Genomic DNA, 26,439 nt, shown 5'->3' with positions numbered 1-26,439 from the left:
AACCATTGCAGGGCCATGCCCCATCGCTTTCGCCACGCTGCGTTGATAGGCAAGTACCAGGCCCAAGGCATCCGGCCCATGCTGCAAAGCATTGCCGAGTTCCTGATCGGGCAAGGGCTGGATGTGTCGGTCGAGCGAGAAACCGCACTGAACACCGGCTGGAGCGATCACGGTGCCTACACCTCGGCCGAACTGGGCCAGCGCTGCGACATCGCCGTGGTGGTGGGCGGCGACGGCACGATGCTGGGCATCGCCCGCGAGCTGGCACCCCACAATCTGCCGCTGGTGGGCATCAACCAGGGCCGCCTGGGCTTCATCACCGACATCCGCGCCTCCGACTGGGCCGAGGCGCTCGGCCCGATGATGCAGGGCGACTTCGAAGAAGAGCGCCGCGCGATGATCGAGGGCGATGTGCGCCGCGACGGCGAGATCATCTTCGAGGGCCTGTCGCTCAACGACGTGGTCGTCAGCCGGGGCAACACCGCCAGCATGGTCGAGCTGCGCATCGACGTGGGCGACGAATTCGTCGCCAACATCCGCGCCGATGGCCTGATCATCTCTTCGCCCACTGGTTCGACCGCCTATGCGCTGTCAGCCGGCGGGCCGATCCTGCACCCCGCCATCGCCGGCTGGGTGATGGTGCCGATCGCGTCGCACACCCTGTCGAACCGGCCCATCGTGCTGCCCGACGGGCAAGACGTGATGGTCACCATCGTGGCCGGGCGCGATTCGAGCGCCAATTTCGACATGCATCGGCTGGCCAGCCTGCTGCACGGCGACCAGGTGCGGGTGCGCCGCTCGGCGCAGACGGTGCGCTTCCTGCACCCGCGCGGTTGGAGCTACTACGCCACATTGCGGCGCAAGCTGCGCTGGTACGAGGGCGTTTGATGGCAAGCTTGGGGTCGTGCTGCGCCGGGCACTTGCCCGCGCGCCTTGCCGCGCCAGGCCGCGGCGGCCTCTGACTTTCGCGTTTTCCATGCTCAAGAGCCTCACTCTCAAGGACTTTGTCATCGTCAGCGCGCTGGACGTCGAGTTCGACTCTGGCTTCTCGGTGTTGACCGGCGAAACCGGCGCGGGCAAGTCGATCCTGATCGACGCCCTGCAACTGGCGCTGGGTGCCCGCGCCGAAGCCCATGTGGTGCGTGAGGGCGCTTCGCGCGCTGAAATCACGGCAGCCTTTGACCTGCCCCCGTCGCTGTCGGGCTGGCTGGAAGAAGCCGGCTTCGACGCTGGCGACAGCACCTTGCTGCTTCGCCGCATCGTCGATGCCAAGGGCGGCAGCCGCGGCTTCATCAACGGCAGTGCCGCCACCGTGGCGCAACTTCGCGAGGTGGCAGATCACCTGATCGACATCCACGGCCAGCACGCCTGGCAGGGCCTGACACGACCCGCCTCGGTTCGCGCGCTGCTCGATGAGCAGGCGGGCGTCGACATCCGGCCGATGGCCGAGGCCTACGACCATTGGCGTGCGGCCAGCTTGGCGCTGGAATCGGCCCGCACCCGGCAGGGCGAGCTGGCCAGCGAGCGCGAGCGCCTGCAGTGGCAGATCGGCGAGCTGGAAAAGCTCTCGCCCGGCGATGAAGAATGGCCCGAGCTGAATGCCGAGCATCAGCGGCTGGCCCACGCACAGGCGTTGCTCGACGGCGCCAGCCAAGCCGTGCGCTCCGTCTCGGGCGACGATGACGACAACGCGTCGCGCCTGGTCGCGCGGGCGCTGGCCGCGCTGGAAGACGTGGCCGAGTTCGACACGCGCTTGGCGCCGGTGGTCGAGGTGCTGCACGGCGCGCAAGCTCAACTCGAGGATGCCGCGCACACGCTGAACGCCTACCTGTCGCGCACAGAGCTGGATCCGGCACGGCTGGCCGAGGTGGACCAGCGCATGTCGGCCTGGATGAGCCTGGCACGCCGCTACCGCCGCCCGCCGGAAGAGCTGGCCGCGCTGCTGGCCGAATGGCGTACCCATTTGAAGGCGCTGGATGACGCGGCCGACCTCGACGGGCTGGAACAACGTGTCGCTGAGGCGCGCGCGGCCTGGCAGAAGGAGGCCAAGTCAGTCAGCAGCGCTCGGCACAAAACCGCCAAACCGCTGGCGCAGCGGGTGACCGAGGCGATGCAGCAACTCGGCATGGCTGGCGGGCGCTTCGAGGTCGAGCTCACGCCCGCCAATGAGCCGCAGTCCTATGGCCTGGAAACGGTGGAGTTCCTGGTCGCGGGCCATGCCGGCAGCGCGCCGCGCACCCTGGGCAAGGTGGCGTCGGGCGGCGAGTTGTCTCGCCTGGCGCTGGCCATCGCGGTGACGACGGCACAACAGCGGCAGGCCAGCAGCCAAGCGGGCAACCGGCGCGCCGCAGCCGCCGCATCGAGCCCGGCCACCTTGATCTTCGACGAGATCGACTCGGGCGTGGGCGGCACGGTCGCCGATTCGGTCGGCCGGCTGATGAAACAACTCGGCCGAAGCGCGCAGGTGCTGGCGGTGACACATCTGCCCCAGGTGGCTGCCTGCGCAGACTGCCATTTCGTGGTCGCCAAGGCGACCGAGAAGGGCCAGACGCTCAGCCAGATCGCCCCGGTGCACGGGGAAGCGCGCGTCGCCGAGGTCGCCCGCATGCTGGGCGGCGATCGGCAGTCCGGCACGAGCCTGGCGCATGCGCAAGAGCTGATCCAGCGCGCCGTGCATGAAACGCCGCGTGCGGCCCGCGCGAAGCCTTCGACATGAACGATCCCGCCCCGCCCTTGCCCGGCACACCGGCCGACGCCACGCAGCCGCTCACCGACACCGGCGTGGCAGGCCGCGAAGTGGTGGTCGTCACCGGCATCTCAGGCTCGGGCAAATCGGTGGCGTTGCACGCGCTGGAAGACGCCGGCTACTTCTGCGTCGACAACCTGCCGCCCGAATTGCTGCGCGACTTCATCCGTGTGGAGAGCAGCCACGGCGTGCGCAAGATGGCGATCGCTGTTGACGTGCGCACCGCCGGCTCGCTGCCCCACCTGTTGCCGCTGATCGATCAGTTGCGCGCCGAGGGGGTCGACGTGCGCAGCGTCTTCCTCAATGCCACCACCGGCGCGCTGGTCAAGCGCTTCTCGGAAACGCGGCGGCCACACCCCTTGAGCAGCCCGCTCGACGATGGCGATTCGCATCGCGCGCTGGTCGAGGCCATCGAGCTCGAACGAACGCTGCTCGCCGACCTGCACGACCGCTCGACCGTGCTCGACACCTCGCAGCTGCGGCCCGCGCAATTGCGGCTGTGGCTGCGCGAGCTCGTCAATGCGACCGACAGCCGCCTGACCCTGGTCTTCGAATCGTTCGCCTTCAAGTACGGTGTTCCGCTCGACGCGGACATGGTGTTCGATGTGCGGGTGCTGCCCAACCCCTTCTACATCCGCGAGCTGCGGCCGCTCACCGGCCGTGACGAGCCGGTGGCCGCCTACCTGCAGGAGCAGCCCGAGGTGGGCGAGATGATCACCCAGATCGAGAGCTTCTTGCGGCGCTGGCTGCCATCGTTCGAAGACGATCAACGGAGCTACCTGACGGTGTGCATCGGCTGCACTGGTGGGCAGCACCGCTCGGTATATTTCGTCGAACAACTCGCCAAGCGGTTCTCAGGCCGCGTGGCCACCTTGCGCCGTCACCGCGAACTGGATGGCCGCGCATGACGACCGCCGCCCTCACCGTGGACAGCACCAAGCCTTTGCCGCTGTTCCCGCTGCGCACGGTGCTGTTTCCGGGTGGCCGAGTGACCCTGAAGGTCTTCGAAGCGCGGTACCTCGATCTGATCTCCAGCTGCTTGCGCGAACGGCAGCCTTTTGGGGTGGTGTGCCTGCTGCAAGGCAGCGAGGTGCGACAGGCCGGGGCCGCCACGCGCTTCGAATCCACCGGCGTGCTGGCCCAACTGGTGGAGGTGGATGCGATCGGCGCCGGGGTGCTGAAAGTACGGTGCACCGGCGGCCAGCGCTTCCAGTGGGCGTCGGTGCACGAGGGCAGCGACGGGCTGTGGAGCGCCCAAGGGCTGGTGCTGTTGCCGAACGATGAAGCCCAGGCCCCGGGAGAACGCTTCGATGATGCGGTGCAAGCCCTGCAGCGCGCCTACGCGGCAATCTCCCAGCGCCCGGACGCCGACCTGCCTGATGAACACCACTTCGACGATGCGGGTTGGGTGGCCAACCGCTGGTGCGAGCTGCTGCCCGTGCCGATGGCCGCGCGCCAGCAACTGATGGCGTTGCCCGATCCGCTACAGCGGCTCGCCCTGGTCGACGAATTCCTGCGCGGCAAACAGCTCATCTGAGCGCCCCAGCAGCTTAGCGATCGGCGCGGGCAAGCCATGGCGCGCCAGGTCGCGGTAAGCCACCCATTGCCCTTCGGGCCAGCGCGAGCCCAGCTCGGCATCGGCGTTGGCATTGGCATTGGCACCATCGGCCAGTTGATGGCGCACGGGTTCGAGCGACAGATCCAGGTGGGTCAGCACATGGGTGAAGGTGGGCAAGGCCTGGGTCGAACCGGGCCATCCCGCCACCGCATCTTCCAGTGCCTCGACCGAATCAAATTCAGGCAGCGACCACAGGCCAGCCCAGATGCCCGTCGTCGGCCGGCGCACCAGCCAGATGAAGTCGCCGCGCGCCAGCCACAGCAAAACGAGCTGGCGCCGACTGCGCTTGAGCTTGCGGGTCTTCACCGGATAGTCTTCCGGCCTGCCCTGCTGCTTTGCCACGCACTCGCCACCCAGCGGACAGGCGTTGCAGCGCGGTGACCGTTGCGAGCACAGCGTGGCACCCAGGTCCATCAAACCTTGGGTGTAGGCCACCATGCCCTCGCTGTCGGGCAGCAAGCCTTCAGCCAGGGCCCACAGCTGCTTCTCGTGGCGAGCCACCGCGAGGTCATCGCCAAAGCCCAGCGCCCGCGTCAACACCCGCTTCACGTTGCCATCCAGAATGGCCACGCGTTCATCGAAACAGAAGGCAGCGATCGCCGCCGCCGTCGAGCGGCCGATACCCGGCAAGGTGGCCAGCGTCTGCGCGTTGTGCGGAAACGCGCCGCCGTGATCGGCGACCACCGCCTGTGCACAGCGGTGCAAGTTGCGCGCGCGGCTGTAGTAGCCCAATCCGGCCCACAAGGCCAGCACGTCGTCGATCGGTGCGGCGGCCAACGCCGCCACGTCGGGGAATCGTTCGAGGAATCGCTCGTAGTAGCCGAGAACGGTGCTGACCTGGGTCTGCTGCAGCATGATCTCGGACAGCCAGACGCGGTATGGGTCGCGTGTCTGCTGCCAGGGCAGCGCGTGTCGGCCGTGCTGGCGCTGCCAAGCGACAACCCGCTCGGCCAGCGACGGGCCACCGGCCGCGAGGCCGGTGTACTCAGCCACCATGGTCAGGGCAGCGCCAGACCGTCGCCTTGCAGCAACACCGCCGCGCCGCCGGATTCCGTGTCCACCGCGTCGGGCGAGGCGGAAGGCGCATCCGGGCCACGCTCGGCGCGCTGACGCAGCTCGGTGGCCTGCGCATAGGCCCGCTCGATCAGCTCCATCAGCTTGGCGTCTTGCGTTTCGACCTCGGACAGGCGTTGCTCCAGCTCACCGGTGGCCTGCTGGATGCGCTCCAGCGCCTCGCGACGGCGCTTCAGGCTCTTGCGGCGATCGCGGAACTGGCCGTCGATCTGCTGCGAGGCCATCTGGTTCCAGGTCTCGACCTCGGAGCAGGCGTTGTCGAACACCACCCGCAACTTGGACATCAGCATGCGCTGGAACTGCTCGGAGAACGCCGAGCCATTCATGCGAATCGCGCGTGTGACGCTGAAGTAGCGGCTGTAGCCCCGTTCGATGAGCTGCAGCTCTTCACGGAAGTTGCCCAGATCCGGGGGAGGCGTCAAGGCCAGCGAAAAACCGAACTCGGTGTTGAGCTGGTTGAACGATGCCTGCAGCATCTGGTTGATCTCGGCGCACTGATGGGCAGCCTTGTCGACCTGCGCGATCAAGCCGTCACACAGTGCCTGAAAGGCCGCGCGCGCCCGCAGGTTGAACCAGCTCGAGCCGAGTGTGGCCTGCAGGCTGGCCACTGCCTCACGCAGGCGATCGGAAGACAGCGCATGCAAGGCGTCGCGCAGCATGCGCAGGTGCACCGAGCGCAGTGCGGCCAGGCGGGCCGCGCAGCGTTCGAACTCGGCCGAATCGGCTTGCACGCGGGCCAGCATCTGGGCCACGCGGCCCCCGCTCTTGCCGCGCAGGCTGCGCAGTTCGAGCATCTGCTCGGCATTCGAGCGGCGCTGGTCACGCAGCCGGCGCGTCGCGTGCTCGATCAGCGATTGCACGCCGCTGATCACCGCCTTGGCCAGCACCAGTTGGCGCTGCGGCAGCAGATCGGCGTTCAAAGCGGCCTCGAGCGCCGGCAGGCGGCTTTCCTGCAGGCCGGCTTCGTCGCCCGCGAGCCGTGCCGCCAGAGCCTGACGTGCCGACACCGGGAACACACGCTCGCGGCCGATGCCCAGCGTGCTGGCCGTTTCGACACATTGGCGTTCGATGGCCCGTTCGCGTTCGGCCGGCGTGGCCAACGGGTCGGCCAGGGTATCGACCTTGTTCAGCACCACGAAGCTGGCCATGCCTTGACCGCCGAGGTGGTCGTTCCAGATGTCCAGATCGGAACGGGTCACGCCGGTGTCGGCACCCAGCACGAACAAAGCGGCATGGGCGCTGGGCAGCAGGCCGAGCGTCAACTCAGGCTCGGCACCGATCGCGTTCAACCCCGGGGTGTCGACGACGACCAGCCCGCGCTGCAGCAGCGGATGAGGATAGTTGATGATCGCGTGGCGCCAAGCCGGCACTTCGACCCGTCCATCGGCCTGGACCGGGGGGTTGTCGGAGGCATTCGTGTCCGACCACAGTCCCAGAGCGCGGGCTTCGTCGATCGTCACGTGCTGCGTCGCCGTGACTTCGTTGAGTGCGCGCGCCAGGCCCGGCATGTCACTCGGATCCAGCGACAGCCGCTTCCAACGCTCACGCTGCAGACGCCAGTCGGCCAACGACGCTGCTTCGCGACGCGTGCTGATCGGCAGCAGATCGAGCGTGGGCAACTCATGCGCATCCCACGACAGCTCGACCGGACACATCGTCGTCCGGCCCGGCGTGGCGGGCAACACGCGGCGGCCTGCGTCGGCAAAGAAGATCGCGTTGATCAGCTCGCTCTTGCCGCGAGAGAATTCCGCCACGAAGGCGATGACCAGCTTGTCGCTGGCCAGCCGTTGACGCAAGGCCTGCGAAGCGCCGGCAGCAACGGGATCGAGCAGATCGCTGCCATCGAGAAAGCCCTCGAGGGTGGCGAGATCGCGTTCGAGGGCCATCCGCCAGTCCGCGAGCGCGTCGAGCCCGGGCACCAGGAAAGGCTGCATCGCGAGCTGGCGCTCGGCCGCGTTGGTCAGGTGCATGGTGGTCGCGTTCAGGTCGGGCGGTACATGTAAGTGAATGTGCCGTCGCAGCCTGAGCGGCGGCGCACGGCGGACGGGAATCCTAGCAAAGCCCTTCGACCGCTTCGGCGCGGAGTTCAGCGATGCTGACAGCCGGGGCAGAAATATGTCGCACGCTGCCCTTGGACAATGCGACGAATCGTGACACCGCAGCGGGAGCAGGCTTCCCCCGCGCGCCCATAGACCCGCGCCTGGCCCTGGTACTGGCCGACTTCCCCGTGTGCGTTGCGGAAATCACGCAGGGTCGAGCCGCCGGCATCGATCGCCTCGGCCAGCACCTGCCGCACTGCCGCATGCAGGCGCGCGGCTCGCGCCGGGCCGATGCGCGCGCACGGCGTGCGCGGGTCGATGCCCGCTTGCCACAGCGCGTCGCTGGCGTAGATGTTTCCGGCGCCCACAACGAGGTCGCCCGAGAGCAGCGCCTGCTTGATGGCCATGCGCCGGCCCTGCAGCGCCGCATGCAGCGCCTCAGGCGTCCACGTCGGATCGAAAGGCTCAGGGCCGAGGCTCGCAAGCAGCTTCGACGCCGGCAGCTCACCGAGGCCGGGCGACCAGACCACCGCCCCGAAACGGCGCGGGTCGGTGAGGCGCAGCTGGCCACGATCAGTCACAAGTTCAGCATGATCGTGACCACCTCGCGGGCCCAGGTGTGCCGAAAACGCCAATGAGCCGGACATGCCCAGGTGCCACAAGAGGCCGCCGCCGTCATGCCCTGGGGTCTGGTGCAAGAGCGGCAACCAAAGGTACTTGCCGCGCCGGCCAACCGGGCCCACCTGCAGGCCAACCAGCGCCTCCGGCTCGATCCCCAACGGCCAGCGCAGCGGCTTGCCCATGTGCAACGCGAGCACGCGGGCCCCTTCGATGCCACCCACACTGCGGCGTGTGACTTCAACCTCGGGTAGTTCCGGCATTGGGGAATTATCTGGGCGAGCCGCACTCCTAGAATCGACCTGCTCTGCCGGAGATTCGATGCTGCCTCGCCTTGCCCGTGCCCTGACGGGCCAACCCACCCGCCTTTCAACCCGCCGCCGCGCCGCGACCCCCATCAGGCTGGCGTGCGCGGCAGCCCTGGCGAGCTGCCTGAGCCTGCCGGCCTGGGCCGACGAGCCGCCCGCCTCTGCCGATTCGAAGGAAGCCGAAGGCCCCATCGCGAACTCGGCCATGGACGGTTCGGTGTTTTTCGACGTGCTGGCCGCCGAAATGGAAGCCCAGAACGGCGACCTCGGCGAAGCCTTCGGGCGCATGCTGGCCACGGCACGCCGCACCCGCGACGAGGGCCTGTTCCAACGGTCGATCGAGATCGCGTCCCAGGCTCGCGCCGGGGACAAGGCGCTGGCCGCCATCAAGCTCTGGCGAGCCACCGTGCCCGAGTCGACCACCGCCCTGCTGATCCAGCTGCGGGTGCTGGTGCAACTGGACCGCACCAGCGAGTTGTCCGAGCCCATCCGCACCCTCATTGAGCGGGAACCGGCGAACGAGCGGTCGGCGACGATCGCCGCGCTGCCACGGTTCCTCAGCACGATGGCCGACAAACGCAAGGTGCTGACAGTCACCGAGCAAGCGCTCGCCCCCTATGCGAAAGCCGAGGCCACGCGCACCGCCGTTCGGACGGCGCTGGGCCGGCTGGCCATGGCGGCCGACATGCCGGAGACCGCGCTGTCACAGGCACGCCGCGGGATGGCTGAAGACCCTTCGGCACCGGGGCCGGTGTTGCTGGCACTCGAGATGATGCCCAAGGAGCCCGCTGCGGAAGCGCTGGTTCAGGGCTACCTGGCCCGCCCAGATGCATTGACCCCCATTCGACTGGCCTATGCCCGTTCGCTCGACCAGCAGCAGCGCATCGGTGAGGCCGCTGTTCAGCTGCGGGAAGTGCTGGCCAAACAGCCGGACCAGACCGCCGCCTGGCTCAGCATGGGCGCCTACATGGTCGACCTGCGAGAGCCCGCCGAGGCGATCCGATCGCTGGAGCAGTTTCTCAAGCAGGCCAACAACCTCAAATCAGACGCCAACGACGGTGGCGAAGGCGACGACCCGGATGGCAAGCATGACGTCCGCGGCATGGTCGAACTGACGTACCTGCTGATGTCGCAGGCCTACGAACAACGAGGTGACCTGCGCACCGCGGGCCAGTGGCTGGACAAGATCGAGCCCGCACGCGTGGACATGCCCACCTTGACCCGGCGCGCCAGTCTGCTGGCCCAATCCGGCCAGCTCGCACAAGCCCGGGCCTTGGTGCGCGAAGGCGCGGCGCGTGACGAGCCGGACGCGCGCGCCCGCCTGCTGGCCGAAGCGCAGCTCTTGCGCGACCAGCGGCATTGGACCGAAGCGTATGAGCTGATGCTCGGCGGCCTGAGGCAGGACCCCAACGACACCACCTTGATGTACGAGCTGGCGATGGTGGCGGACCGCCTGAACCGCTACGACGACATGGAAGCGCTGCTGCGCCGCGTGATCGCGCTGAAGCCCGACGACCACCATGCGCACAACGCGCTGGGGTATTCGCTGGCTGATCGCAACATCCGCCTGGATGAGGCGTTGGCGCTGGTGAAGAAGGCCTCGGCGTTGGCGCCGCACGACCCGTTCATCGTCGACAGCCTCGGATGGGTCGAGTTCCGCCTGGGCCACCATGACGAAGCGCTGAAGCTCTTGCGCCGGTCGCACCTGGCGCGCCCCCACGTGGAAGTGGCCGCCCATCTGGGCGAAGTGCTGTGGGTGATGGGCCAGAAAGACGAGGCGCTGAAGATCTGGCGCGAAGGCCAAGCCCGCGAGGCCGACAACGATGTGCTGCAGGAAACGCTCACCCGCCTGAAGGTCAAGCTGTGATCCGACGCGGGGCCCTCCTCGCCCTCGCCGGGATGGTCTTGGTCGGCTGCGCCACGGCGCCGCGGCCAGCTGCCGACACACCGACCCTGTCCGGCCGCCTGTTGGTCAAGGTCTCCGCCAGCGCGACCCAACCCGCTCAGAGCCACAGCGGCAGCTTCGAGCTGAGTGGCGATGAACGGCGGGGCCAGATGCGGCTGCTGGGGCCGCTGGGCACCCAGGTGGCACTGGCGCGCTGGGACGAACGCGGTGCGTCGCTGCAAGACGGCCAAGGCAGCCGAGAGTTTCCTGATGTGCCGACCATGACCGGCGAAGCCCTGGGCGAGGCGGTTCCGCTGGGCGCCCTCATCCGGTGGATGCAGGGCCAGCCGTGGGCCGGTGCGCCGCACCAGCCGCTGGCGAGCGCCACGCCCGGCTTCGTGCAACTGGGCTGGTCGGTCGACCTGGGGCGCTGGGCGGACGAAGCCCTGGTCGAAGCCACCCGAGTCGACCCGCCGGGCGTCAGCGTACGCGCCAAGCTCGATCGCCAACCCTGAATCCATGTCTCTGAACGCGCTCTACGACCTGCCCGCGCCGGCCAAGCTGAACCTGTACCTCCACGTCGTGGGCCGGCGCCACGATGGCTACCACCTGCTGCAATCGGTGTTCACGTTCATCGATTGGGCCGATCGGCTGCACCTGGAGCGGCGAAGCGACGGCGCCATCGTGCGACACGACCTGGGGGCGGCGCTTCCCGCGGATGACTTGTGCCTGAAGGCAGCACGCGCATTGCGAGATGCCAGCGGGTGCGCTTTCGGGGTCGACATCTCGATCGACAAGCAGGTCCCATGGGGCGCTGGCCTGGGCGGCGGCAGCTCAGACGCCGCCACGGTGCTGATCGGCCTGAACCGCCTCTGGGGATTAGGCTGGTCACGGCACCAGCTGCTGGCACTCGGTGAGACACTCGGTGCCGACGTCCCGTTTTTCATCGGCGGCCACACCGCATTTGTCGAAGGCATCGGTGAGAAATTGACGCCGGTGAGCCTGGCCGAACAGCACTACGCTGTGCTCAAACCAGGCACCGCCATCCCGACCGCAGGAATTTTTTCGAGCGCGCTGCTGACAAGGGACACAACGCCTGCTATAGTCACAGGCTTTCTTGCACACGCTGAAGCGTTGGTTCAGAAAGAGCAGGCAGGGGTTGATCGACTCGCCGCTTTTTCCGGCCACAACGATCTGCAGCGCGCCGCCGAAGCCTTGTGCCCGGAGGTCGCCGAAGTAGGTCGATGGCTTCAGGCTCGGTTCGGCAACAGCCGGATGACCGGGTCGGGCAGCGCGGTGTATGCAAGAGCCGGCGCAGGCGAGCGGCCTGTGGCGACCATGCAAGATGGCCAGCTGGAAGGTTGGCCTGAAGGCTGGGTCGGTCGAATGTGCCGGGGCCTCAATGTTCACCCGCTGGCCGGGTGGCTGGGCTGAAAGGTTTCAAGGGGGTGGTCTCCATGACCGCTTCCTGTGTAGGGGAGTCGCCAAGTTGGTCAAGGCATCGGATTTTGATTCCGACATGCGAGGGTTCGAGTCCTTCCTCCCCTGCCAAATTTCTTCAGAGACGGCGTGACACACACGCCGTCCTCGTCTTTGTAGACCGCACACGCAGTCCTTCTCCCCAGCCGCCTGCTCACCGGAGTCCCCCGTGCTGTTCAACACCGTGCTCTTCACCGGCAATGCCAACCCGGTGCTGGCCCAGGAAATCGCCACCCACCTGGGCACTGAGCTCGGCAAGGCCACGGTGGGTCGCTTCTCCGACGGCGAAGTCACCGTCGAGATCCAGCAGAACGTTCGCGCCCGCGACGTGTTCGTCGTGCAGTCCACCTGCGCGCCGACGAACGAGAACCTGATGGAGCTGCTGATCATGGTCGATGCGCTGAAGCGCGCCAGCGCGCGCCGCATCACCGCCGTGATCCCCTACTTCGGCTACGCCCGCCAGGACCGCCGCCCCCGCTCGACGCGGGTGCCGATCTCGGCCAAGGTGGTCGCCAATCTGCTGGAAACCGTCGGCGTCGAGCGCGTGCTGACGATGGACCTGCACGCCGACCAGATCCAGGGCTTCTTCGACATCCCGGTCGACAACATCTACGCATCGCCGGTGTTGCTGACCGACCTGAAGGCCAAGGCCTACCGCGATCTCGTGGTGGTGAGCCCGGACGTCGGCGGCGTCGTGCGCGCCCGCGCCCTCGCCAAGCAGCTCGGCTGCGACCTGGCGATCATCGACAAGCGCCGCCCGAAGGCGAATGTCTCCGAAGTGATGCACGTCATCGGCGACATCGACGGCCGCAACTGCGTGATCATGGACGACATGATCGACACCGCCGGCACACTGGTGAAGGCGGCCGAGGTGCTGAAGGACCGTGGCGCCAAGAGCGTCTACGCCTACTGCACGCACGCGGTGTTCTCGGGCCCGGCCATCGAGCGCATCAAGAGCTCGCACCTCGACGAAGTCGTCATCACCAACACCATTCCGCTGTCGGACGCGGGCAAAGCGTGCTCGAAGATCCGCCAGCTGTCGGTGGCCTTCCTGTTCGCCGAAACCATCCGCCGCATCTCAGACGGTGAATCGGTGACCTCGATGTTCGCCGAGCAGAACAACAACTTCTGATTTTTCGCAGACCGCTGCGCCGGACAGGCTCGGCGGTCTTCTTTCGTTGACGGCGCAAGCTGTCATTTCACCAGGGGCGCATCTGGTCGCGGACGCCCCGACTCATTGGAGAGTGCCATGGAATTCGTCGCTTTCGAGCGCAGCAAGCAGGGGACCGGAGCGAGCCGCCGCCTGCGCAACTCGGGCAAGGTGCCCGGCATCGTTTTCGGTGCTGGCGAGCCCGCGATGATCGAACTCGATCACAACGCGCTTTACTTCGCCCTGAAGAAGGAAGCGTTCCACTCGTCCATCCTCGAGATGGAACTGGGCGGCAAGAAGCAGAAGGTGCTGCTGCGTGATTTCCAGATGCACCCCTGGAAGCAGCAAGTGCTGCACGTGGACTTCCAGCGCGTCGACGAGACGACCAAGCTGCGCAAGAAGGTGCCGCTGCACTTCTCCGGCGAAGAAAACTCGGTCGCGGTGAAGACCGACAAGTGCCTGGTGAGCCACGTGGCCACCGAGATCGAAATCGAATGCCTGGCCGTTCAACTGCCTGAGTTCATCAGCGTCGATCTCTCCGGCCTGGTCAAGGGCAAGAGCCTGCACGTGTCGGACCTGTCGCTGCCGGCCGGCATCAAGGCTGTCAAGCACGGCACCCTGAACCCGGTGGTCGTGGCCGTCACCGAGCCGAAGCCGGAAGAAGAAGTCGTGGCGCCGGTGGCCGCTCCCGCCGACGACAAGAAAAAGGGCAAGGGCAAGAAGTAAAGCCCGGCCGGGCCGCGTCCCAGCGGTCTGTGGCGCGGCGCGTGCGTGCCGATGCCCCACCCCACAAAACCCCGCTCCGGCGGGGTTTTTTCATGGGCCCATATGACTTACGGCTGTTGCGATTTCAAGCAATTTACCGGGTGAGCGTGCATCGCATTTCGGTCCCATCTCGATAGCATGACCCTCCCTTTTGAGAGGAGCACACATGCCACGATTCACCCTTCGCGCTGCCGCCGCCGCGACCGTCCTCGCCTTCGTCAGCGCCCCTGCGCTGTCCCAAACCGAACGCGCGGCCTTCCCGGAAATGCGGCTGGCCGAAGCCGGCGCATCGGGCCAGCGCGCGATCGATCTGCTGGGCGACAAGCTCGAGGCCGTCGCCAAGTTCTACAAGCGCAGCCCCGAGGCCCTGCGCGAGATGCTGTTGCGCGATCCGCTGATGCGCCTGGACCGCAACGGCCGCCTGTACGTGGTCGAAGAAATGGACCACCCCCTGCCGTCAGACGGCAAGGACTTCGTCGAAGGCACCGCACCGGCGCCGCTGGACAACACCTTCCTGCTGCACAGCCGCCCGGGCGCCAAGCGCACCATCTATCTGGACTTCAACGGCGCGGTCATCCAGAACACGGCCTGGAACAGCGGTGGCAACACCATCAACGCCCAGGCGTTCGACTTCGATGGCAACGTCAATTCGTTCTCTGCCGCTGAGCTGGAGCGCATCCAGTACATCTGGCAGCGCGTTGCCGAAGACTACGCCCCCTTCGACATCGACGTCACCACCGAGCAACCGTCAGCCGACAAGCTGACCCGCTCGAGCGACACCGACGACGTCTACGGCACCACGGCTGTCATCACCAACCACAACGGCGTCTACAACTGCTCTTGCGGTGGCGTGGCCTATGTGGGCGTCTACGACAACGTGGGCGACTACTACAAGCCCGCCCTGGTCTTCTGGGACATGCTGGGCACCGGCAATGAGAAGTACGTGGCCGAAGCGACCTCGCACGAAGTTGGCCACAACCTCGGCCTGGGCCATGACGGCACCTCGCAAGTTGGCTACTACGGTGGCCACGGCGATGGCGTGACCGGCTGGGCGCCGATCATGGGCGTGGGCTACTACAAGGAAACCGCCCAGTGGAGCCAAGGCGAGTACGCTGACGCCAACAACAAGGAAGACGACTTCGCGGTGATGGTCAGCAACGGCGGCCCGCTGCGCAAGGACGACCACGGCAACGGCATCTCCAAGGCCTCAGCCCTGAGCACTTCACCTGCCGGCTCGAACGTGAACCTGTCGGGCAAGGGCGTGATCGAGACCCGCAAGGACAAGGACGTCTTCTCGTTCTCGGCCAAGGCGGGCTCGGGCACCATCACCGTCACCCCGGATACCCGTTCGGCCAATCTCGACGTGTTGGTGAAGATCATGAAGGCCGACGGCAAGGTCATCGCCAAGGGCAAGCCTGCCGACCAGTTGGGCGCCACGGTGACCTTCACCCTGCCTGCGGCCGGCAAGTACTACGTCGCCATCGACGGCATCGGCTTCAAGACCCCGACCGATGGCTACAGCGACTACGGCAGCCTCGGCCAATACAGCATCACCGGCACCGTTCCGGCACCTTGATGTGAAAGAGATGGGGAGGCATCCGCTTCCCCTCTCTGAAAAGCACAAAGCCCCGCCGCTGCGGCCAGCAGCGCGGGGCTTTCTTGCTCAGGGGCCTACCGGCCCCGCGCCGCGAAAAGCTCAGCCGAGCATCGAGTCAGCCGGCACGTAGGCGTAGCCCAGGTCGCGGGCCACAGCGTCGTAGGTCACCTTGCCGGCGGCCACGTTCAAGCCCGCCTTGAGGTGCGGGTTGTCCTTCATCGCCTGCTTCCAGCCCTTGTCGGCCAGCGCCAAGCCGTGGGCGAGCGTTGCGTTGTTCAACGCGAACGTCGACGTGCGAGCCACCGCGCCCGGCATGTTGGCCACACAGTAGTGCACGACGTCATCGATCACGTAGGTTGGCTCAGCGTGGGTGGTGGCGCGTGAGGTCTCGAAACAGCCGCCTTGGTCGATGGCCACATCCACCAGCACGGCGCCCTTCTTCATGCAGCGGACCATCGAGCGCGTGACCAGCTTCGGCGCAGCGGCACCGGGCACCAACACGCCACCGATGACCAGATCGGACTCCAGCACCTTCTCTTCCAGGGTCTGGGCGTTGGAGTACAGCGTCTTCACGCGGTTGCCGTAGATCGCATCGATCTGGCGCAGGCGGTCGACGTTCTTGTCGAGCACCGTCACGCGCGCCCCGAGGCCGATCGCCATCTGCATCGCATGGGTACCGACGACACCCGCACCGATGACCAGCACGTGAGCCGGCTCGACACCCGGCACGCCACCCAGCAGCACCCCCATGCCGCCCTTGCTCTTCTCCAAATGGGCAGCGCCGGCCTGGATGCTCATTCGGCCGGCCACCTCGCTCATGGGCGCCAGCAGGGGCAAGCCGCCACCCGGGCCGGTGATGGTTTCGTAGGCGACGCAGATGGCGCCGGACTTGACCAGCGCGGCGGTCTGCTCCGGGTCCGGTGCCAGGTGCAGATAGGTGTAGAGGATCTGGCCTTCGCGCAGCATCGCGCATTCCTGCGGCTGAGGCTCTTTCACCTTGACGACCATGTCGGCCTTGGCGAACACCTCGGCGGCATCCTTGACCAGCACGGCGCCAGATGCAGCGTATTGCTCGTCAGCCAGGCCGATGGACGCGCCTGCCCCGCTTTGTACGAACACCTCATGGCCTCGCGAGGTGAATTCGCGGACGCTCGCCGGCGTCAGGCCGACGCGGTACTCATGGTTCTTGATTTCCTTGGGCAGACCGATGCGCATGGTTGTCTCCGTTCGGCAGTTTTGTGATGGAGCGCCGATGTTGAAACGGCCCGCGGCGCCGGCCAAGGCGCATCGACATCTCAGCGGCTACATTAGCCGCTCTGATGGATTTCATTAGCGTTTACCCATGAATGCCTTGGATCCTGCCGGCCTGGATTGCCTGGCGGCGCTCGCCGAAGCGGGCAGCTTCGAGCGCGCCGCGCAGCTGCTGTCCATCACCCAATCGGCCGTGTCGCAAAGGCTGCGTTCGCTGGAAGCCAGCGCCGGCCACCTGCTGGTGGTGCGGGCTCGCCCGCTTCGGCTGACCGAGCCCGGCAAGGTGCTGCTGCGCTATGCACGCCAGATGCAGGCCCTGCGGGCCGACGCCGCCCGTGAGCTGGGCACGACTCTCGCGCGAGACGAGCGGCTGCCGATTGCTGTCAATGCCGACAGCCTCGCAACCTGGGTACTGCCGGCACTCGATCCCCTGGTGCGTGCGGGCCAGCGTGACGGCTACGGCTTGGAACTGATCGTCGATGACCAGGACTTCACCCACGACTGGATGCGCCAGGGCGAAGTGCTGGGCTGTGTGAGCACGGTGTCGCAGGCGCTGCGCGGCTGTTCATGCCAGGCGCTGGGTCACATGCGCTATGTCGCCGTGGCCAGCCCCGCATTCATCGAGCGGGCGATGCCCGACGGGCTGACGCCGTTGAACTTCCCACAGCTACCCTTCATCGTCTTCAACCGCAAGGACGACATGCAGGCGCAATGGGTCGCCAAGGCCTTCGGTGTGCGATCGCCGCGGCTGAAGGAACGCTTCGTGCCCAGCAGTGAAGCCGGCGCCCGGGCCGCGGCCATGGGCTGGGGCGTGGCCGTCCTGCCGGAACTGCTGGCGCGAGCCGACATCGCCCAGGGCACGCTCGTGCCGCTGAAGGCCGACATCACCATCGACGTGGCGCTGTACTGGCACCAGTGGAAGCTCAGCATGGACGAGCCGCGCCCGGCGCCGCCGGCCGCCGGCAACCGTGCGGTGACACCCGCGCACACCGGCCTGATGGAGCAGATCGGTCAGGCGGTGATTGCAGGCGCTCGCGCAGCTCTCGGCTCGGATCAAGCCGCCAAGTCGGCGGCTCGATAATTCCGGCCATGATTCGATTGATCGTCGGCCTGGGCAACCCCGGCCCTGAATACGAGGCCACGCGCCACAACGCCGGCTTCTGGTGGGTGGACGGCGCGGCGCGCCAGCTCAAGGTGTCGCTGCTGCCCGACCGCGCCTACCACGGGCTGGTGGCCCGCATGAATCGCCCTCAGGATTCGGGTGGCCCAGTGTGGTTGTTGCAGCCGATGACCTACATGAATCTGTCGGGCAAGTCGGTCGCCCCCCTGGTGCGCTTTTTCAAGCTGGCGCCGGCAGAGATCCTGGTGGTGCACGACGAGCTCGATCTGCCGCCCGGGCAGATGAAACTCAAGCTCGGTGGCGGCAATGGCGGCCACAACGGCCTGAAGGACATCCAGGCCCAACTCGGTACCGGAGATTTCTGGCGCCTGCGATTGGGCATCGGCCACCCTGGCGTCAAAGCCGAGGTGGCCAACTATGTGCTGCGCAAGCCCCCCGCCGACGAGCGCGACGCGATCGAACGAAACATCGAAGACTCCCTCAAGCTGCTGGATTTGATGTTGGCGGGCGAGATGGAACGCGCCATCATGAAGCTCCACGCCAAGCCGGCGAGGCCCAAGCCCCCCCGCCCGGCCGAGGCCCCCCCTTCACCCTCATCACCCGCCTCCCCACCGCCTGGGCCGCAGACCGGACCGGGGGGACCGACCGGTACCTGACAGGAGACACCACCATGACCACCCTCGATCGCCGCCACCGTTGGGCCATCGCAGGGTTCGTCATCGTCATGGCCGGTGGATGGGCGGCGCCGGGTCAGGCTGCTGACAAGACCGTCTACCGCTGCGGGCAAACCTACCAGCAAGTGCCCTGTGGGCCTGCGACGGCGGCCAGCGCCTCGGCGATCAACACCCAGGACACCCGCACCGCCGACCAGCGCGCCGATGCGAAAGCCGCGGTCACCGCCGACAAACGGCGAGCCCAATCGCTCGCCGCGGAACGACGCGAGCGCAACAAGGCGCTGCAACCCCAGCAAGCGCCGATGGGGCTGGGGGCGCGGGTGGCCGACGAACCGAGCCACCACGCGGCCAGCAGCCCCACATCGGGCCACAGCAAAAAGCGCAAGAAGAAAAAAGAGCCGGAGCCCGAGCGCTACGTCCCACCACCCAAACCGCCGGCAGGGTGAGTCGGCCGCGCCCAGGTCCGCACAGGTCGAAGCGGGGCCGTTGTTCGGCCCTTGACCTGGTCCAGTGACGGACGGTGGGCTCAGTCCGCCGCGTCTTGGGAATCGCCGCCCTGATGCCCGGCTGAGTGCGGCTCGACGCCTCGCTTTTCGGCCATCAGCGCGTGGTACTTGCGCTGCAGTTGCTCGCGAGTCTCGACCACCTCGGGGTTCAGCGGAATGCACTCCACCGGACACACCTGCACGCACTGCGGCTCGGGGAAGTGCCCCACACATTCGGTGCAGCGCTTCGGATCGATGACGTAGTACTCATCGCCCATCGAGATCGCGTCGTTCGGGCACTCAGGCTCGCACACGTCGCAATTGATGCACTGGTCGGTGATCATCAGGGCCATCGCGGCACCTACCCTTTTTGCACTGCCAGAAGCGTCACTCGCGCGGTTGCGCGACACGCTCCTTCAATCGATCGAGCACCGAGGGTGACACGAACTTGGAAACATCACCGCCGAGCATGGCAATTTCGCGAACGAACGTGCTGCTGACGAACTGGAACTGATCGCTCGGCGTGAGGAACAGGGTCTCGACATCCGGCATCAGCTGGCGGTTCATGCCCGCCATCTGGAACTCGTATTCGAAGTCGCTGACGGCACGCAGACCACGCACCACCACCTTGCCACCGTGGTCGACGACAAAGTCGCGCAGCAGGCCGCGAAACGCGATGACCTCGACGTTGCCCATGGGTTTGGCCAACTCGGCCGCCATCTCCAGCCGCTCGGCGATCGTGAACATCGTGCGCTTGTGGTGACCGGCGGCCACCGCGACGATGAGTCGGTCGAACAGGCGGCTGGCGCGCCGCACCAGATCCTCATGACCCTGCGTCATCGGGTCGAACGTCCCCGGATAGACGGCGGTCAGCGGCTGGGCAGTGGTCATCAGAGAACTCCTCGGTGGGGCCTGGACAGGGCGCGTCCGTCGTCAATCAGGGCGGCCAGTGTAGGACGGCGCCGAAGCTGCCTCGTCGTCGGCGCGGAACAGCGTGAAATGGACCGCGCCCGCCCGCCCCTCGCGGTAGCGCAGCAGACCGGGTGCGGCCGTGTCGGGTAAAGGCTCACCCGCTTCGAGGTAGACCCAGCCGCCAGCAACGACCGCCCGGGCCGCCGCGACCAGCGCAGTGGGGCCCAGCCCCGCGCCAAAGGGTGGATCGAGCAGCACCAGGTCATATCGCGCTGGCGAAGCACGCAGGTGCGCCAACCCGTCGCCGCGCTGAACCCGCACCGAGCTGGCCTTCAGCCGCTCTCGTGAGGCGTTCAGCGAGCGCACGAGGTCGCCGTCCTGCTCCATCAGCAAGACCTCGGCGGCGCCGCGCGATGCGGCCTCGAAGCCCAGCGCGCCCGAGCCGGCGAAGGCATCGAGAACGCGCCAACCCGACAAGTCCTGCCCGAGCCAGTTGAACAGCGTTTCGCGCACCCGATCGGGCGTGGGGCGCAGGCCAGGCTTGTCGGCCACCGGCAGCAGGCTGCGGCGCCACTGGCCACCGATGATGCGCACCTGATGGCGTTGCGCGCCGGGAGAGCGGGGGCTCACGCGACGGCGCTCACTGGCGGACGGCGACGCCGGCCTGGGCCATCAGCGCCTTGGCCTGCGCCACCGTGTATTCGCCGTAGTGGAAGATGCTGGCGGCCAGCACCGCATCGGCCCCGCCGATCTGAATGCCGTCGACCAGGTGCTGCAGGTTGCCGACCCCACCCGACGCGATCACCGGTACCGGCACCGCATCGCTGACGGCCCGGGTGAGCTCCAGATCGAAGCCGCTCTTGGTGCCATCACGGTCCATGCTGGTCAGCAGGATTTCACCAGCGCCCGCATCGGCCATCTGCCGCGCCCAGGCCACCGCATCCAGCCCGACGTTCTTGCGCCCGCCATGCGTGTAGACATCCCAGCCGGCCCCCCGAGCAGCGAGATCGTCACCGTGTCGGCGCTTGGCATCGATCGCCACCACGATGGCTTGTGCGCCGTATTTGTCCGACGCATCGCGGATCACCTGCGGATTGGCCACCGCCGCCGAGTTGAAGCTCACCTTGTCAGCCCCCGCATTCAGCAAACGACGCACATCTTCCACCGTGCGCACGCCGCCACCGACAGTGAGCGGGATGAACACCTGCGAAGCCACCGCCTCGATGATGTGCAGGATCAGGTCGCGGCCATCGCTGGTGGCGGTGATGTCGAGGAAGGTCAGCTCGTCGGCACCCTGTTCGTTGTAGCGCGCCGCGATCTCGACCGGATCGCCAGCGTCCCGCAACTCGACGAAGTTGACACCTTTGACGACGCGGCCGCCGGTGACATCCAGACAGGGAATGATGCGTTTGGCGAGCATGGGGCTGGGCGGCAGGCACCGATTGAAGCAACGGTCTGGATTGTCGCAGGCCGCCCTGGTGCAGTGTTTGGCACCGCGGCCACGGCCACGAACCTGCCCCCATCACAGCCGGCTGTTACCACCGTGCGGGCACCCGTTCCCACAATGCACTCAGCCCGCGTCGAGGGCACGCGGGCCCATCCACATTGAAGGAGACGGGCGATGGCCAAGCGAATCTTGATGCTGTGCGGCGACTACGGCGAAGACTACGAAACGATGGTCCCCTTCCAGGCCCTGCTGGCCGTGGGGCACCAGGTGGACGCGGTGGCACCGGACAAGAAGGCCGGCGACTTCGTGCTGACGGCGATCCACGACTTCGAGGGCGCGCAGACCTACAGCGAGAAGCCGGGGCACCGCTTCACGCTGAACGCGAGCTTCGCGGACGTGAAGCCGGAAAGCTACGACGCACTCGTCATCCCGGGCGGCCGCGCGCCCGAGTACCTGCGCATGAACAGCCGGGTGGTCGAGATCACGCGCCACTTCCTGAAGGCTGACAAGCCGGTGGCCGCCATCTGCCACGGTGCGCAGCTGCTGGCGGCCACGGGCCTGATCAAGGGCCGGCGGATATCGGCCTACCCCGCCTGCCAGGTGGAAGTGGAGCTGGCCGGCGCCGAGTACTGCGGCATCGCGGTCGACGCCGCCGTGACCGATGGCAAGCTGGTCACCGCCCCCGCCTGGCCGGCCCACCCCGCCTGGATCGCCCAGTTCCTCACCGTGTTGGGCACCCGCATCGAGACTTGAACCCGACACACGCCGAGCCTACGATCACAGCTTGAACAGCGGCGCGCCACAGGCGCCGCCGCCCACCAAAGGCGTGCGCGGGCCCGGCTTGGCCGGCCCGCCGCGCGAGCCCCCTCGGGGGGCAGCGACCGGCAGGGAGCGTGGGGGCCCCAACATGTGCGAAATTTTCATCAGCGCCGACCCCGCCAGCTACGACAGCCGGACACGGTCGGTGCGCCTGCACGGCGTGGTGACCAGCATCAGGCTCGAGAACCTGTTCTGGACGGTGCTCGAAGAAGTGGCCGAACGGGACGGGCTCACGGTGGTCCAGCTGATCGAGCGGCTGTACGACGAGCTGGTCGAGGCCCGCGGGGGTGTAGGCAATTTCGCCTCGTTCCTGCGCGTCACCGCACTGCGCTATGAGGCGCTGGTGGCGGCGCAGCGCATCCCGGCTGATCGGCAGGTGCCGATCCGGTCGCTCGATGCGCGACAGGTGTTGCGCGAGCTGCCACCCGGCTGGGGGCCAAGCCCTCTGGCGTCATGACGCCATGGGCGCAAGCCGCCTGCCTCTCGTGAACGCTGCTCAGCTGCTGGTTTCGGCCAGCTCGTCGGCCCGTGCCTGAGCCAGTGCGAAATCGAGAGCCCCTGTGTAGATCGAGCGGCCACAGATCACGCCCTCGACGCCTTCGCTTTCGACCGCACACAAGGCCTCGATGTCGGCCATGTTGGACAAGCCACCAGACGCAATCACCGGAATCGTGAGCGCCTGGGCCAGCTTGACCGTGGCCTCGATGTTGATGCCTGTCAGCATGCCGTCGCGGCCGATGTCGGTGTAGATGACGCCTTCGACGCCGTAGTCCTCGAACTTCTTCGCCAGATCAACCACCTCGTGGCCGGTCAGCTTGCTCCAGCCGTCCGTGGCCACCTTGCCGTCCTTGGCGTCGAGGCCGACGATGATGTGGCCGCCAAACGCCGAGCAGGCATCTTTCAGGAAGCCCGGGTTCTTCACCGCCGCGGTACCGATGATGACGTAGCTCAGCCCGTCGTCGAGATAGCGCTCGATGGTGTCGAGGTCTCGGATGCCCCCCCCGAGCTGGACCGGGATCTCGTCGCCCACGGCGCGCAGGATCGCCTTGATGGCGGGCTCGTTCACCGGTTTCCCGGCGAATGCGCCGTTCAGATCCACCAGATGCAGCCGCCTCGCGCCCGCATCGACCCATCGGCGCGCCATGGCCGCCGGGTCTTCACTGAAGGTGGTGGAGGCCTGCATGTCGCCTTGTTGCAGGCGAACGCAATGACCGTCTTTCAAATCGATCGCAGGGATCAGCAGCATGGCTCGACGAGCACGAGTGGACGGGATGGGAGGAATGGATGGACGCGGGGCGAAGAGGGCGGTCGGTCAGCACGGGCGGGTGCGGCGGACGGCAACGTGGCGGATCACGGTTTCCAGTTCAGGAAGTTGCGATACAGCGCCAAGCCATGTGCAGCGCTCTTCTCGGGGTGAAACTGCGTCGCGAAAATATTATCCCGGGCCACCGCGCAGGTAAAGCGCAGGCCGTATTCGGTGCTTCCGGCGGTGTGGCGCTCGTCTGACGGGGCAGCGTAGTAACTGTGCACGAAATAGAAGCTGGCGTCATCCGGCACACCGGCCCAGAGGGGGTGGGCTTGGCCTCCGTGCCGGTGCTGGCGAACCTGGTTCCAGCCCATCTGGGGCACCTTGTAGCGGCTGCCATCCGGCTGAAACTGGCCGTCGAGCTGGAAACGTTTCACCCGGCCCGGGATCAGGCCGAGGCCAGGGGTGTCCTGCTCTTCCGAATGGTCGAGCAGCATCTGCATGCCCACGCACACGCCCATCAGCGGCTTGGCGGCCGCCGCCTCGAGCACGGCGTCTTGAAGGCCGGAATCGCGCAACTCACGCATGCAATCGCGCATCGCGCCCTGGCCCGGCAATACCACCCGCTCAGCCGACCGCACCTCTTCGGGGCGCGAGGTGACCACCACCTCCACGCCCGAGCCCTGCGCCACATGCATCACCGCCTGCGACACCGACCGCAGGTTGCCCATGCCGTAGTCGACCACCGCCACCGTGCGCGTCACAACGAGCCTTTCGTCGAGGGAATCACACCGGCCGAGCGCGGGTCCAGCGTCATCGCCATGCGCAGGGCCCGACCGAACGCCTTGAAGATCGTCTCGCACTGGTGGTGCGCGTTGTGGCCCTTCAGGTTGTCGATGTGCAGCGTCACCAGGGCGTGATTCGAGAAGCCTTGAAAGAATTCATAGGCCAGTTGGGTGTCGAACGCCCCGACCATGCCGGCCTTGAAATCCACCGCCATCTCCAGGCCCGGACGGCCAGAAAAGTCGACCACCACGCGCGACAACGCCTCGTCCAGCGGCACGTAGGCATGGCCGTAGCGCGTCAGGCCCTTCTTGTCGCCCACGGCCCGGGCGATGGCCATACCCAGCGTGATGCCGACGTCCTCGACGGTGTGGTGGCCGTCGATGTGAAGGTCGCCGTGGGCCTCGATGTCCAGATCGATCAACCCATGGCGGGCAATCTGGTCGAGCATGTGGTCGAAGAAACCGATGCCAGTGGCAAGGCGGGCTTCGCCGGTGCCGTCGAGGTTGACGCGCACACGGATCTGAGTTTCCTTGGTGTCGCGCCGAACTTCGGCGATGCGGGGCTCGGTGGTCATGCGTGCAGCTCTTCGAGGGCGCCGCGCAACGCGGCCAGGATTTGCGGGTTCTCTTCGGGTGTGCCGACGGTGATGCGAAGGCAGTTGGCAATCAGCGGATGCAGGCCAGAGACGTTTTTCACCAGCACACCGCGCGCCTTCATGCCCGCGAACAGGCGAGCGGCATCGGGCACCCGCACGAGGATCATGTTGGCTTCGCTCGGGAAGGGATGCACGCCCGGCAGCGCCGCCAGCGCGTCGAACAGCTTGGCACGCTCGGCCCGGATCGTGGCCGCCTGCTTCGCGTACTCCTGCACATGCTCCAGCGCAAACAGCGCCGCTTCGCAATTCAGCACACTCACGTTGAACGGCGGGCGCAGCTTGTCCAACTCTCGGATCAACGCGGTGCGCCCGATCAGGTAGCCGATGCGCACACCGGCCAGGCCGAACTTGCTCATCGTGCGCATCAGCAGCACATGTTCGTGGCGCTTGAGCCGATCGAGCGAATCGCGCGATGCAAAGGGCTGGTAGGCCTCGTCCATCACCACCAGGCCCGGAGCGGCCTCGATGATGGCGTCGATGACGCCATCGTCCCAGAGGTTGGCGGTGGGGTTGTTCGGATAGGCGAGGTAGATGATGGCGGGCCGGTGCTCACGCACGGCCGCCAGCATCGCGGGGCCATCGAGCTGGAAATCGGCCGTGGTGGGCACGCCGACGAAGCCCAGCCCCTGCAGCTTCGCCGACATCTCGTACATCACGAAGCCGGGCACGGGCGCGAGCACCACGTTGCCAGGCAAGTCGGCGGCCAAGGTGAGCAGGCTGATCAGTTCGTCCGAGCCGTTGCCGAGCATCAGGCTGCAACCCTCGGGCATCTGCGCGTGGCGCGCCAGCGCGTCGCGCAGCAGGTCCCCGCGCTCGGCGGGATAGCGATTCAGCGCCACCTCGGCCAGCCGCTCGCCCAGAGCACGCCGAAGCTCAGGCGGCAGGCGGAACGGGTTCTCCATCGTGTCCACCTTCACCAAGCCAGCGCTCGGCTGCACGGCGTATCCATGCATGCCTTGCACGTCGGCACGCAGGTAGCGGTTCATGCGGTCTGAGAGGTTGGACGTCATGGGGCGGATGAATCGATGGTGAGGCTCAAGTCAAAGGCGTATCGGTGTCCAGGATCTCGGGGCCGGCGATGAACGGATTCACCACCTGCACGCTGTCGATCTGCTGACCGTGGGCCAGGCTTTCAGTCAGCACGTAACGGCACCCTTGATGCTGGGCCGCGGCCACGATCAAGGCGCTCCACCAGGGCACTTGAAAGCGGGCCTCGACCGCCCAGGCGGTCTCGACCGTCTGGTGGTCAATCTGCCAGGGCTTCCAGTGCTGGTAGCGGCGCACTTCGGCGCGGGCATCGCCCTGCGGCATCGCAGGCGCCAGCCGCTGGGTGGCGATCGCGTAGTACTCCGTCAGCACCTGGCTGGACAAACGACCCAGACGCCGCGTCCACAGCGCGCGCAGCCAATCGCGGGCACGCTGGTAGCGCACGGGGTCGGCACCGTCGTCGGCGCTGAGCAGCACCCCAGCGTCAACGAAGACCGTCGAGCCGCTCGCCATAGACCTGCTCACGCGTGGGATAGGGGTCGCCGTTCGATGCGAACAACGCGGGTCGCTGGAGCCACTCGTTCATCGCCCGTTCGTAGGCATCGTCATGCCGCATCTTCTCGGCCAGCATCTCGCCGATCAGGCGCGACACGCTGGTGTTTCGCCGCGCGGCCTCCAGCCTCGCCCACTCGGCGACGCTGTCTTCCATCGTGACGGTGACGTTTTTCATCGTGAATCGGATCGAACCAACACGAACTTCGTGTTGCACGATTCTCGT

29 protein-coding genes and 1 tRNA gene are annotated in these 26,439 nt (G+C 67.0%); 16 read left to right on the top strand and 14 right to left on the bottom strand.

The annotated features are described in order from the left end of the window. The first annotated feature begins 15 nt into the window (after positions 1–15). From AACH06_RS12770 to AACH06_RS12755, 4 genes are all read left to right on the top strand, one after another. The gene (locus tag AACH06_RS12770) at positions 16–888 is read left to right on the top strand and encodes an NAD kinase (protein WP_341426082.1); all 873 of its coding nucleotides are present in this window, start codon (positions 16–18) and stop codon (positions 886–888) included. An 88-nt stretch (positions 889–976) separates the two neighbouring features. Then, the gene (gene recN / locus AACH06_RS12765; RefSeq protein ID WP_341426081.1) at positions 977–2,716 is read left to right on the top strand and encodes a DNA repair protein RecN; all 1,740 of its coding nucleotides are present in this window, start codon (positions 977–979) and stop codon (positions 2,714–2,716) included. Beyond that, complete coding sequence (gene rapZ, locus AACH06_RS12760) at positions 2,713–3,654, top strand: RNase adapter RapZ (RefSeq protein WP_341426080.1); 942 nt, start codon at positions 2,713–2,715, stop codon at positions 3,652–3,654. The genes recN and rapZ overlap by 4 nt, the downstream gene beginning before the upstream one ends. Beyond that, a complete protein-coding gene (locus AACH06_RS12755) occupies positions 3,651–4,283 on the top strand; it encodes an LON peptidase substrate-binding domain-containing protein (protein WP_341426079.1) in 633 nt (210 codons plus the stop codon). Before rapZ ends, AACH06_RS12755 begins: the two co-directional genes overlap by 4 nt. Here the strand turns inward: AACH06_RS12755 and mutY are convergent. From mutY to mutM, 3 genes are all read right to left on the bottom strand, one after another. Further along, the gene (mutY, locus tag AACH06_RS12750; RefSeq protein ID WP_341426078.1) at positions 4,230–5,360 is read right to left on the bottom strand and encodes an A/G-specific adenine glycosylase; all 1,131 of its coding nucleotides are present in this window, start codon (positions 5,358–5,360) and stop codon (positions 4,230–4,232) included. The genes AACH06_RS12755 and mutY overlap by 54 nt on opposite strands. A gap of 2 nt (positions 5,361–5,362) precedes the next feature. Further along, positions 5,363–7,408: a dynamin family protein gene (locus AACH06_RS12745; protein ID WP_341426077.1), complete on the bottom strand. Its 2,046-nt coding sequence runs from the start codon at positions 7,406–7,408 to the stop codon at positions 5,363–5,365. 116 nt (positions 7,409–7,524) lie between these two features. Beyond that, positions 7,525–8,358, bottom strand: coding sequence for a bifunctional DNA-formamidopyrimidine glycosylase/DNA-(apurinic or apyrimidinic site) lyase (gene mutM / locus AACH06_RS12740; protein WP_341426076.1), 834 nt, complete (start codon positions 8,356–8,358; stop codon positions 7,525–7,527). Between the two features lie 58 nt (positions 8,359–8,416). Here mutM and AACH06_RS12735 point away from each other — a divergent pair, with 58 nt between their 5' ends. The 7 genes from AACH06_RS12735 (at position 8,417) to AACH06_RS12705 (ending at position 15,258) form a co-directional block, all read left to right on the top strand. After that, complete coding sequence (locus tag AACH06_RS12735; RefSeq protein ID WP_341426075.1) at positions 8,417–10,270, top strand: tetratricopeptide repeat protein; 1,854 nt, start codon at positions 8,417–8,419, stop codon at positions 10,268–10,270. Beyond that, positions 10,267–10,803 (top strand): lipoprotein insertase outer membrane protein LolB, encoded by a 537-nt coding sequence (locus AACH06_RS12730; protein WP_341426074.1) that lies wholly within the window; start codon positions 10,267–10,269, stop codon positions 10,801–10,803. The genes AACH06_RS12735 and AACH06_RS12730 overlap by 4 nt, the downstream gene beginning before the upstream one ends. Positions 10,804–10,807: 4 nt before the next feature. Then, positions 10,808–11,722, top strand: coding sequence for a 4-(cytidine 5'-diphospho)-2-C-methyl-D-erythritol kinase (gene ispE, locus AACH06_RS12725; RefSeq protein ID WP_341426072.1), 915 nt, complete (start codon positions 10,808–10,810; stop codon positions 11,720–11,722). Positions 11,723–11,762: 40 nt separating this feature from the next. Further along, positions 11,763–11,839: transfer RNA gene (locus AACH06_RS12720), tRNA-Gln, on the top strand. 97 nt (positions 11,840–11,936) lie between these two features. Then, positions 11,937–12,899 carry a ribose-phosphate pyrophosphokinase gene (locus tag AACH06_RS12715; protein ID WP_341426070.1) on the top strand — a complete coding sequence of 321 codons (963 nt, stop codon included), beginning with the start codon at positions 11,937–11,939 and terminating at the stop codon, positions 12,897–12,899. A gap of 117 nt (positions 12,900–13,016) precedes the next feature. Beyond that, positions 13,017–13,643: a 50S ribosomal protein L25/general stress protein Ctc gene (locus AACH06_RS12710; protein ID WP_341426069.1), complete on the top strand. Its 627-nt coding sequence runs from the start codon at positions 13,017–13,019 to the stop codon at positions 13,641–13,643. Positions 13,644–13,848: 205 nt separating this feature from the next. Then, positions 13,849–15,258 carry a pre-peptidase C-terminal domain-containing protein gene (locus AACH06_RS12705; RefSeq protein ID WP_341426068.1) on the top strand — a complete coding sequence of 470 codons (1,410 nt, stop codon included), beginning with the start codon at positions 13,849–13,851 and terminating at the stop codon, positions 15,256–15,258. 120 nt (positions 15,259–15,378) lie between these two features. Here AACH06_RS12705 and ald read toward each other — a convergent pair whose 3' ends face one another. Then, on the bottom strand, positions 15,379–16,494 hold the full coding sequence (gene ald, locus AACH06_RS12700; RefSeq protein ID WP_341426067.1) for an alanine dehydrogenase: 1,116 nt from the start codon (positions 16,492–16,494) through the stop codon (positions 15,379–15,381). 127 nt (positions 16,495–16,621) lie between these two features. Here ald and AACH06_RS12695 point away from each other — a divergent pair, with 127 nt between their 5' ends. From AACH06_RS12695 to AACH06_RS12685, 3 genes are read left to right on the top strand one after another with little or no spacing between them, the layout of a single operon-like run. Continuing rightward, on the top strand, positions 16,622–17,611 hold the full coding sequence (locus tag AACH06_RS12695) for a LysR family transcriptional regulator ArgP (RefSeq protein WP_341426066.1): 990 nt from the start codon (positions 16,622–16,624) through the stop codon (positions 17,609–17,611). An 8-nt stretch (positions 17,612–17,619) separates the two neighbouring features. Further along, positions 17,620–18,306, top strand: a complete 687-nt coding sequence (pth, locus tag AACH06_RS12690; protein ID WP_341426065.1) for an aminoacyl-tRNA hydrolase — start codon at positions 17,620–17,622, stop codon at positions 18,304–18,306. A 14-nt stretch (positions 18,307–18,320) separates the two neighbouring features. Next, on the top strand, positions 18,321–18,770 hold the full coding sequence (locus AACH06_RS12685) for a hypothetical protein (RefSeq protein ID WP_341426064.1): 450 nt from the start codon (positions 18,321–18,323) through the stop codon (positions 18,768–18,770). Positions 18,771–18,850: 80 nt separating this feature from the next. On the opposite strand, the gene AACH06_RS12680 is transcribed toward AACH06_RS12685, so the two are convergent. From AACH06_RS12680 to hisF, 4 genes are read right to left on the bottom strand one after another with little or no spacing between them, the layout of a single operon-like run. Further along, the gene (locus tag AACH06_RS12680; RefSeq protein WP_341426063.1) at positions 18,851–19,162 is read right to left on the bottom strand and encodes a YfhL family 4Fe-4S dicluster ferredoxin; all 312 of its coding nucleotides are present in this window, start codon (positions 19,160–19,162) and stop codon (positions 18,851–18,853) included. A 34-nt stretch (positions 19,163–19,196) separates the two neighbouring features. Beyond that, on the bottom strand, positions 19,197–19,700 hold the full coding sequence (coaD, locus tag AACH06_RS12675) for a pantetheine-phosphate adenylyltransferase (protein ID WP_341426062.1): 504 nt from the start codon (positions 19,698–19,700) through the stop codon (positions 19,197–19,199). Positions 19,701–19,742: 42 nt separating this feature from the next. Beyond that, positions 19,743–20,351 carry a 16S rRNA (guanine(966)-N(2))-methyltransferase RsmD gene (gene rsmD / locus AACH06_RS12670; protein ID WP_341426061.1) on the bottom strand — a complete coding sequence of 203 codons (609 nt, stop codon included), beginning with the start codon at positions 20,349–20,351 and terminating at the stop codon, positions 19,743–19,745. Positions 20,352–20,361: 10 nt separating this feature from the next. After that, positions 20,362–21,141 carry an imidazole glycerol phosphate synthase subunit HisF gene (hisF, locus tag AACH06_RS12665; RefSeq protein WP_341426060.1) on the bottom strand — a complete coding sequence of 260 codons (780 nt, stop codon included), beginning with the start codon at positions 21,139–21,141 and terminating at the stop codon, positions 20,362–20,364. Between the two features lie 201 nt (positions 21,142–21,342). Between hisF and AACH06_RS12660 the strand changes: the two genes are divergently transcribed. Together AACH06_RS12660 and AACH06_RS12655 are read left to right on the top strand one after the other, a co-directional pair. After that, positions 21,343–21,921 carry a DJ-1/PfpI family protein gene (locus AACH06_RS12660; RefSeq protein WP_341426059.1) on the top strand — a complete coding sequence of 193 codons (579 nt, stop codon included), beginning with the start codon at positions 21,343–21,345 and terminating at the stop codon, positions 21,919–21,921. A gap of 154 nt (positions 21,922–22,075) precedes the next feature. Continuing rightward, the gene (locus AACH06_RS12655) at positions 22,076–22,444 is read left to right on the top strand and encodes a ribbon-helix-helix domain-containing protein (protein ID WP_341426058.1); all 369 of its coding nucleotides are present in this window, start codon (positions 22,076–22,078) and stop codon (positions 22,442–22,444) included. A 39-nt stretch (positions 22,445–22,483) separates the two neighbouring features. Here the strand turns inward: AACH06_RS12655 and hisA are convergent, their stop codons facing one another. The 6 genes from hisA to AACH06_RS12625 form a co-directional block, all read right to left on the bottom strand. Further along, positions 22,484–23,233, bottom strand: a complete 750-nt coding sequence (gene hisA, locus AACH06_RS12650; protein WP_341426057.1) for a 1-(5-phosphoribosyl)-5-[(5-phosphoribosylamino)methylideneamino]imidazole-4-carboxamide isomerase — start codon at positions 23,231–23,233, stop codon at positions 22,484–22,486. Positions 23,234–23,337: 104 nt separating this feature from the next. Further along, complete coding sequence (gene hisH, locus AACH06_RS12645) at positions 23,338–23,997, bottom strand: imidazole glycerol phosphate synthase subunit HisH (protein ID WP_341426056.1); 660 nt, start codon at positions 23,995–23,997, stop codon at positions 23,338–23,340. Further along, complete coding sequence (gene hisB / locus AACH06_RS12640; protein WP_341426055.1) at positions 23,994–24,593, bottom strand: imidazoleglycerol-phosphate dehydratase HisB; 600 nt, start codon at positions 24,591–24,593, stop codon at positions 23,994–23,996. Before hisB ends, hisH begins: the two co-directional genes overlap by 4 nt. Then, positions 24,590–25,684: a histidinol-phosphate transaminase gene (gene hisC, locus AACH06_RS12635; RefSeq protein ID WP_341426054.1), complete on the bottom strand. Its 1,095-nt coding sequence runs from the start codon at positions 25,682–25,684 to the stop codon at positions 24,590–24,592. The genes hisB and hisC overlap by 4 nt, the downstream gene beginning before the upstream one ends. Positions 25,685–25,709: 25 nt before the next feature. Next, positions 25,710–26,174: a PIN domain-containing protein gene (locus AACH06_RS12630; protein ID WP_341426053.1), complete on the bottom strand. Its 465-nt coding sequence runs from the start codon at positions 26,172–26,174 to the stop codon at positions 25,710–25,712. Then, on the bottom strand, positions 26,146–26,391 hold the full coding sequence (locus tag AACH06_RS12625) for a CopG family transcriptional regulator (protein ID WP_341426052.1): 246 nt from the start codon (positions 26,389–26,391) through the stop codon (positions 26,146–26,148). Before AACH06_RS12625 ends, AACH06_RS12630 begins: the two co-directional genes overlap by 29 nt. Positions 26,392–26,439 lie beyond the last annotated feature (48 nt).

It is taken from the genome of Ideonella lacteola, from assembly GCF_038066555.1.
Taxonomy (GTDB): Bacteria; Pseudomonadota; Gammaproteobacteria; order Burkholderiales; family Burkholderiaceae_C; genus Ideonella; species Ideonella lacteola.
Note: the sequence above shows the minus strand (reverse complement) of the source record. Positions and strands in the feature narration are given on the sequence as shown.

Coding starts and splice junctions, on each gene's coding strand:
- AACH06_RS12770 (WP_341426082.1), top strand. CDS start 16: ATGCCCCATCGCTTTCGCCACGCTGCGTTGATAGGCAAGTACCAGGCC.
- recN (WP_341426081.1), top strand. CDS start 977: ATGCTCAAGAGCCTCACTCTCAAGGACTTTGTCATCGTCAGCGCGCTG.
- rapZ (WP_341426080.1), top strand. CDS start 2,713: ATGAACGATCCCGCCCCGCCCTTGCCCGGCACACCGGCCGACGCCACG.
- AACH06_RS12755 (WP_341426079.1), top strand. CDS start 3,651: ATGACGACCGCCGCCCTCACCGTGGACAGCACCAAGCCTTTGCCGCTG.
- mutY (WP_341426078.1), bottom strand. CDS start 5,360: ATGGTGGCTGAGTACACCGGCCTCGCGGCCGGTGGCCCGTCGCTGGCC.
- AACH06_RS12745 (WP_341426077.1), bottom strand. CDS start 7,408: ATGCACCTGACCAACGCGGCCGAGCGCCAGCTCGCGATGCAGCCTTTC.
- mutM (WP_341426076.1), bottom strand. CDS start 8,358: ATGCCGGAACTACCCGAGGTTGAAGTCACACGCCGCAGTGTGGGTGGC.
- AACH06_RS12735 (WP_341426075.1), top strand. CDS start 8,417: ATGCTGCCTCGCCTTGCCCGTGCCCTGACGGGCCAACCCACCCGCCTT.
- ispE (WP_341426072.1), top strand. CDS start 10,808: ATGTCTCTGAACGCGCTCTACGACCTGCCCGCGCCGGCCAAGCTGAAC.
- AACH06_RS12710 (WP_341426069.1), top strand. CDS start 13,017: ATGGAATTCGTCGCTTTCGAGCGCAGCAAGCAGGGGACCGGAGCGAGC.
- AACH06_RS12705 (WP_341426068.1), top strand. CDS start 13,849: ATGCCACGATTCACCCTTCGCGCTGCCGCCGCCGCGACCGTCCTCGCC.
- ald (WP_341426067.1), bottom strand. CDS start 16,494: ATGCGCATCGGTCTGCCCAAGGAAATCAAGAACCATGAGTACCGCGTC.
- AACH06_RS12695 (WP_341426066.1), top strand. CDS start 16,622: ATGAATGCCTTGGATCCTGCCGGCCTGGATTGCCTGGCGGCGCTCGCC.
- pth (WP_341426065.1), top strand. CDS start 17,620: ATGATTCGATTGATCGTCGGCCTGGGCAACCCCGGCCCTGAATACGAG.
- AACH06_RS12685 (WP_341426064.1), top strand. CDS start 18,321: ATGACCACCCTCGATCGCCGCCACCGTTGGGCCATCGCAGGGTTCGTC.
- AACH06_RS12680 (WP_341426063.1), bottom strand. CDS start 19,162: ATGGCCCTGATGATCACCGACCAGTGCATCAATTGCGACGTGTGCGAG.
- coaD (WP_341426062.1), bottom strand. CDS start 19,700: ATGACCACTGCCCAGCCGCTGACCGCCGTCTATCCGGGGACGTTCGAC.
- hisF (WP_341426060.1), bottom strand. CDS start 21,141: ATGCTCGCCAAACGCATCATTCCCTGTCTGGATGTCACCGGCGGCCGC.
- AACH06_RS12660 (WP_341426059.1), top strand. CDS start 21,343: ATGGCCAAGCGAATCTTGATGCTGTGCGGCGACTACGGCGAAGACTAC.
- AACH06_RS12655 (WP_341426058.1), top strand. CDS start 22,076: ATGTGCGAAATTTTCATCAGCGCCGACCCCGCCAGCTACGACAGCCGG.
- hisA (WP_341426057.1), bottom strand. CDS start 23,233: ATGCTGCTGATCCCTGCGATCGATTTGAAAGACGGTCATTGCGTTCGC.
- hisB (WP_341426055.1), bottom strand. CDS start 24,593: ATGACCACCGAGCCCCGCATCGCCGAAGTTCGGCGCGACACCAAGGAA.
- hisC (WP_341426054.1), bottom strand. CDS start 25,684: ATGACGTCCAACCTCTCAGACCGCATGAACCGCTACCTGCGTGCCGAC.
- AACH06_RS12630 (WP_341426053.1), bottom strand. CDS start 26,174: ATGGCGAGCGGCTCGACGGTCTTCGTTGACGCTGGGGTGCTGCTCAGC.
- AACH06_RS12625 (WP_341426052.1), bottom strand. CDS start 26,391: ATGAAAAACGTCACCGTCACGATGGAAGACAGCGTCGCCGAGTGGGCG.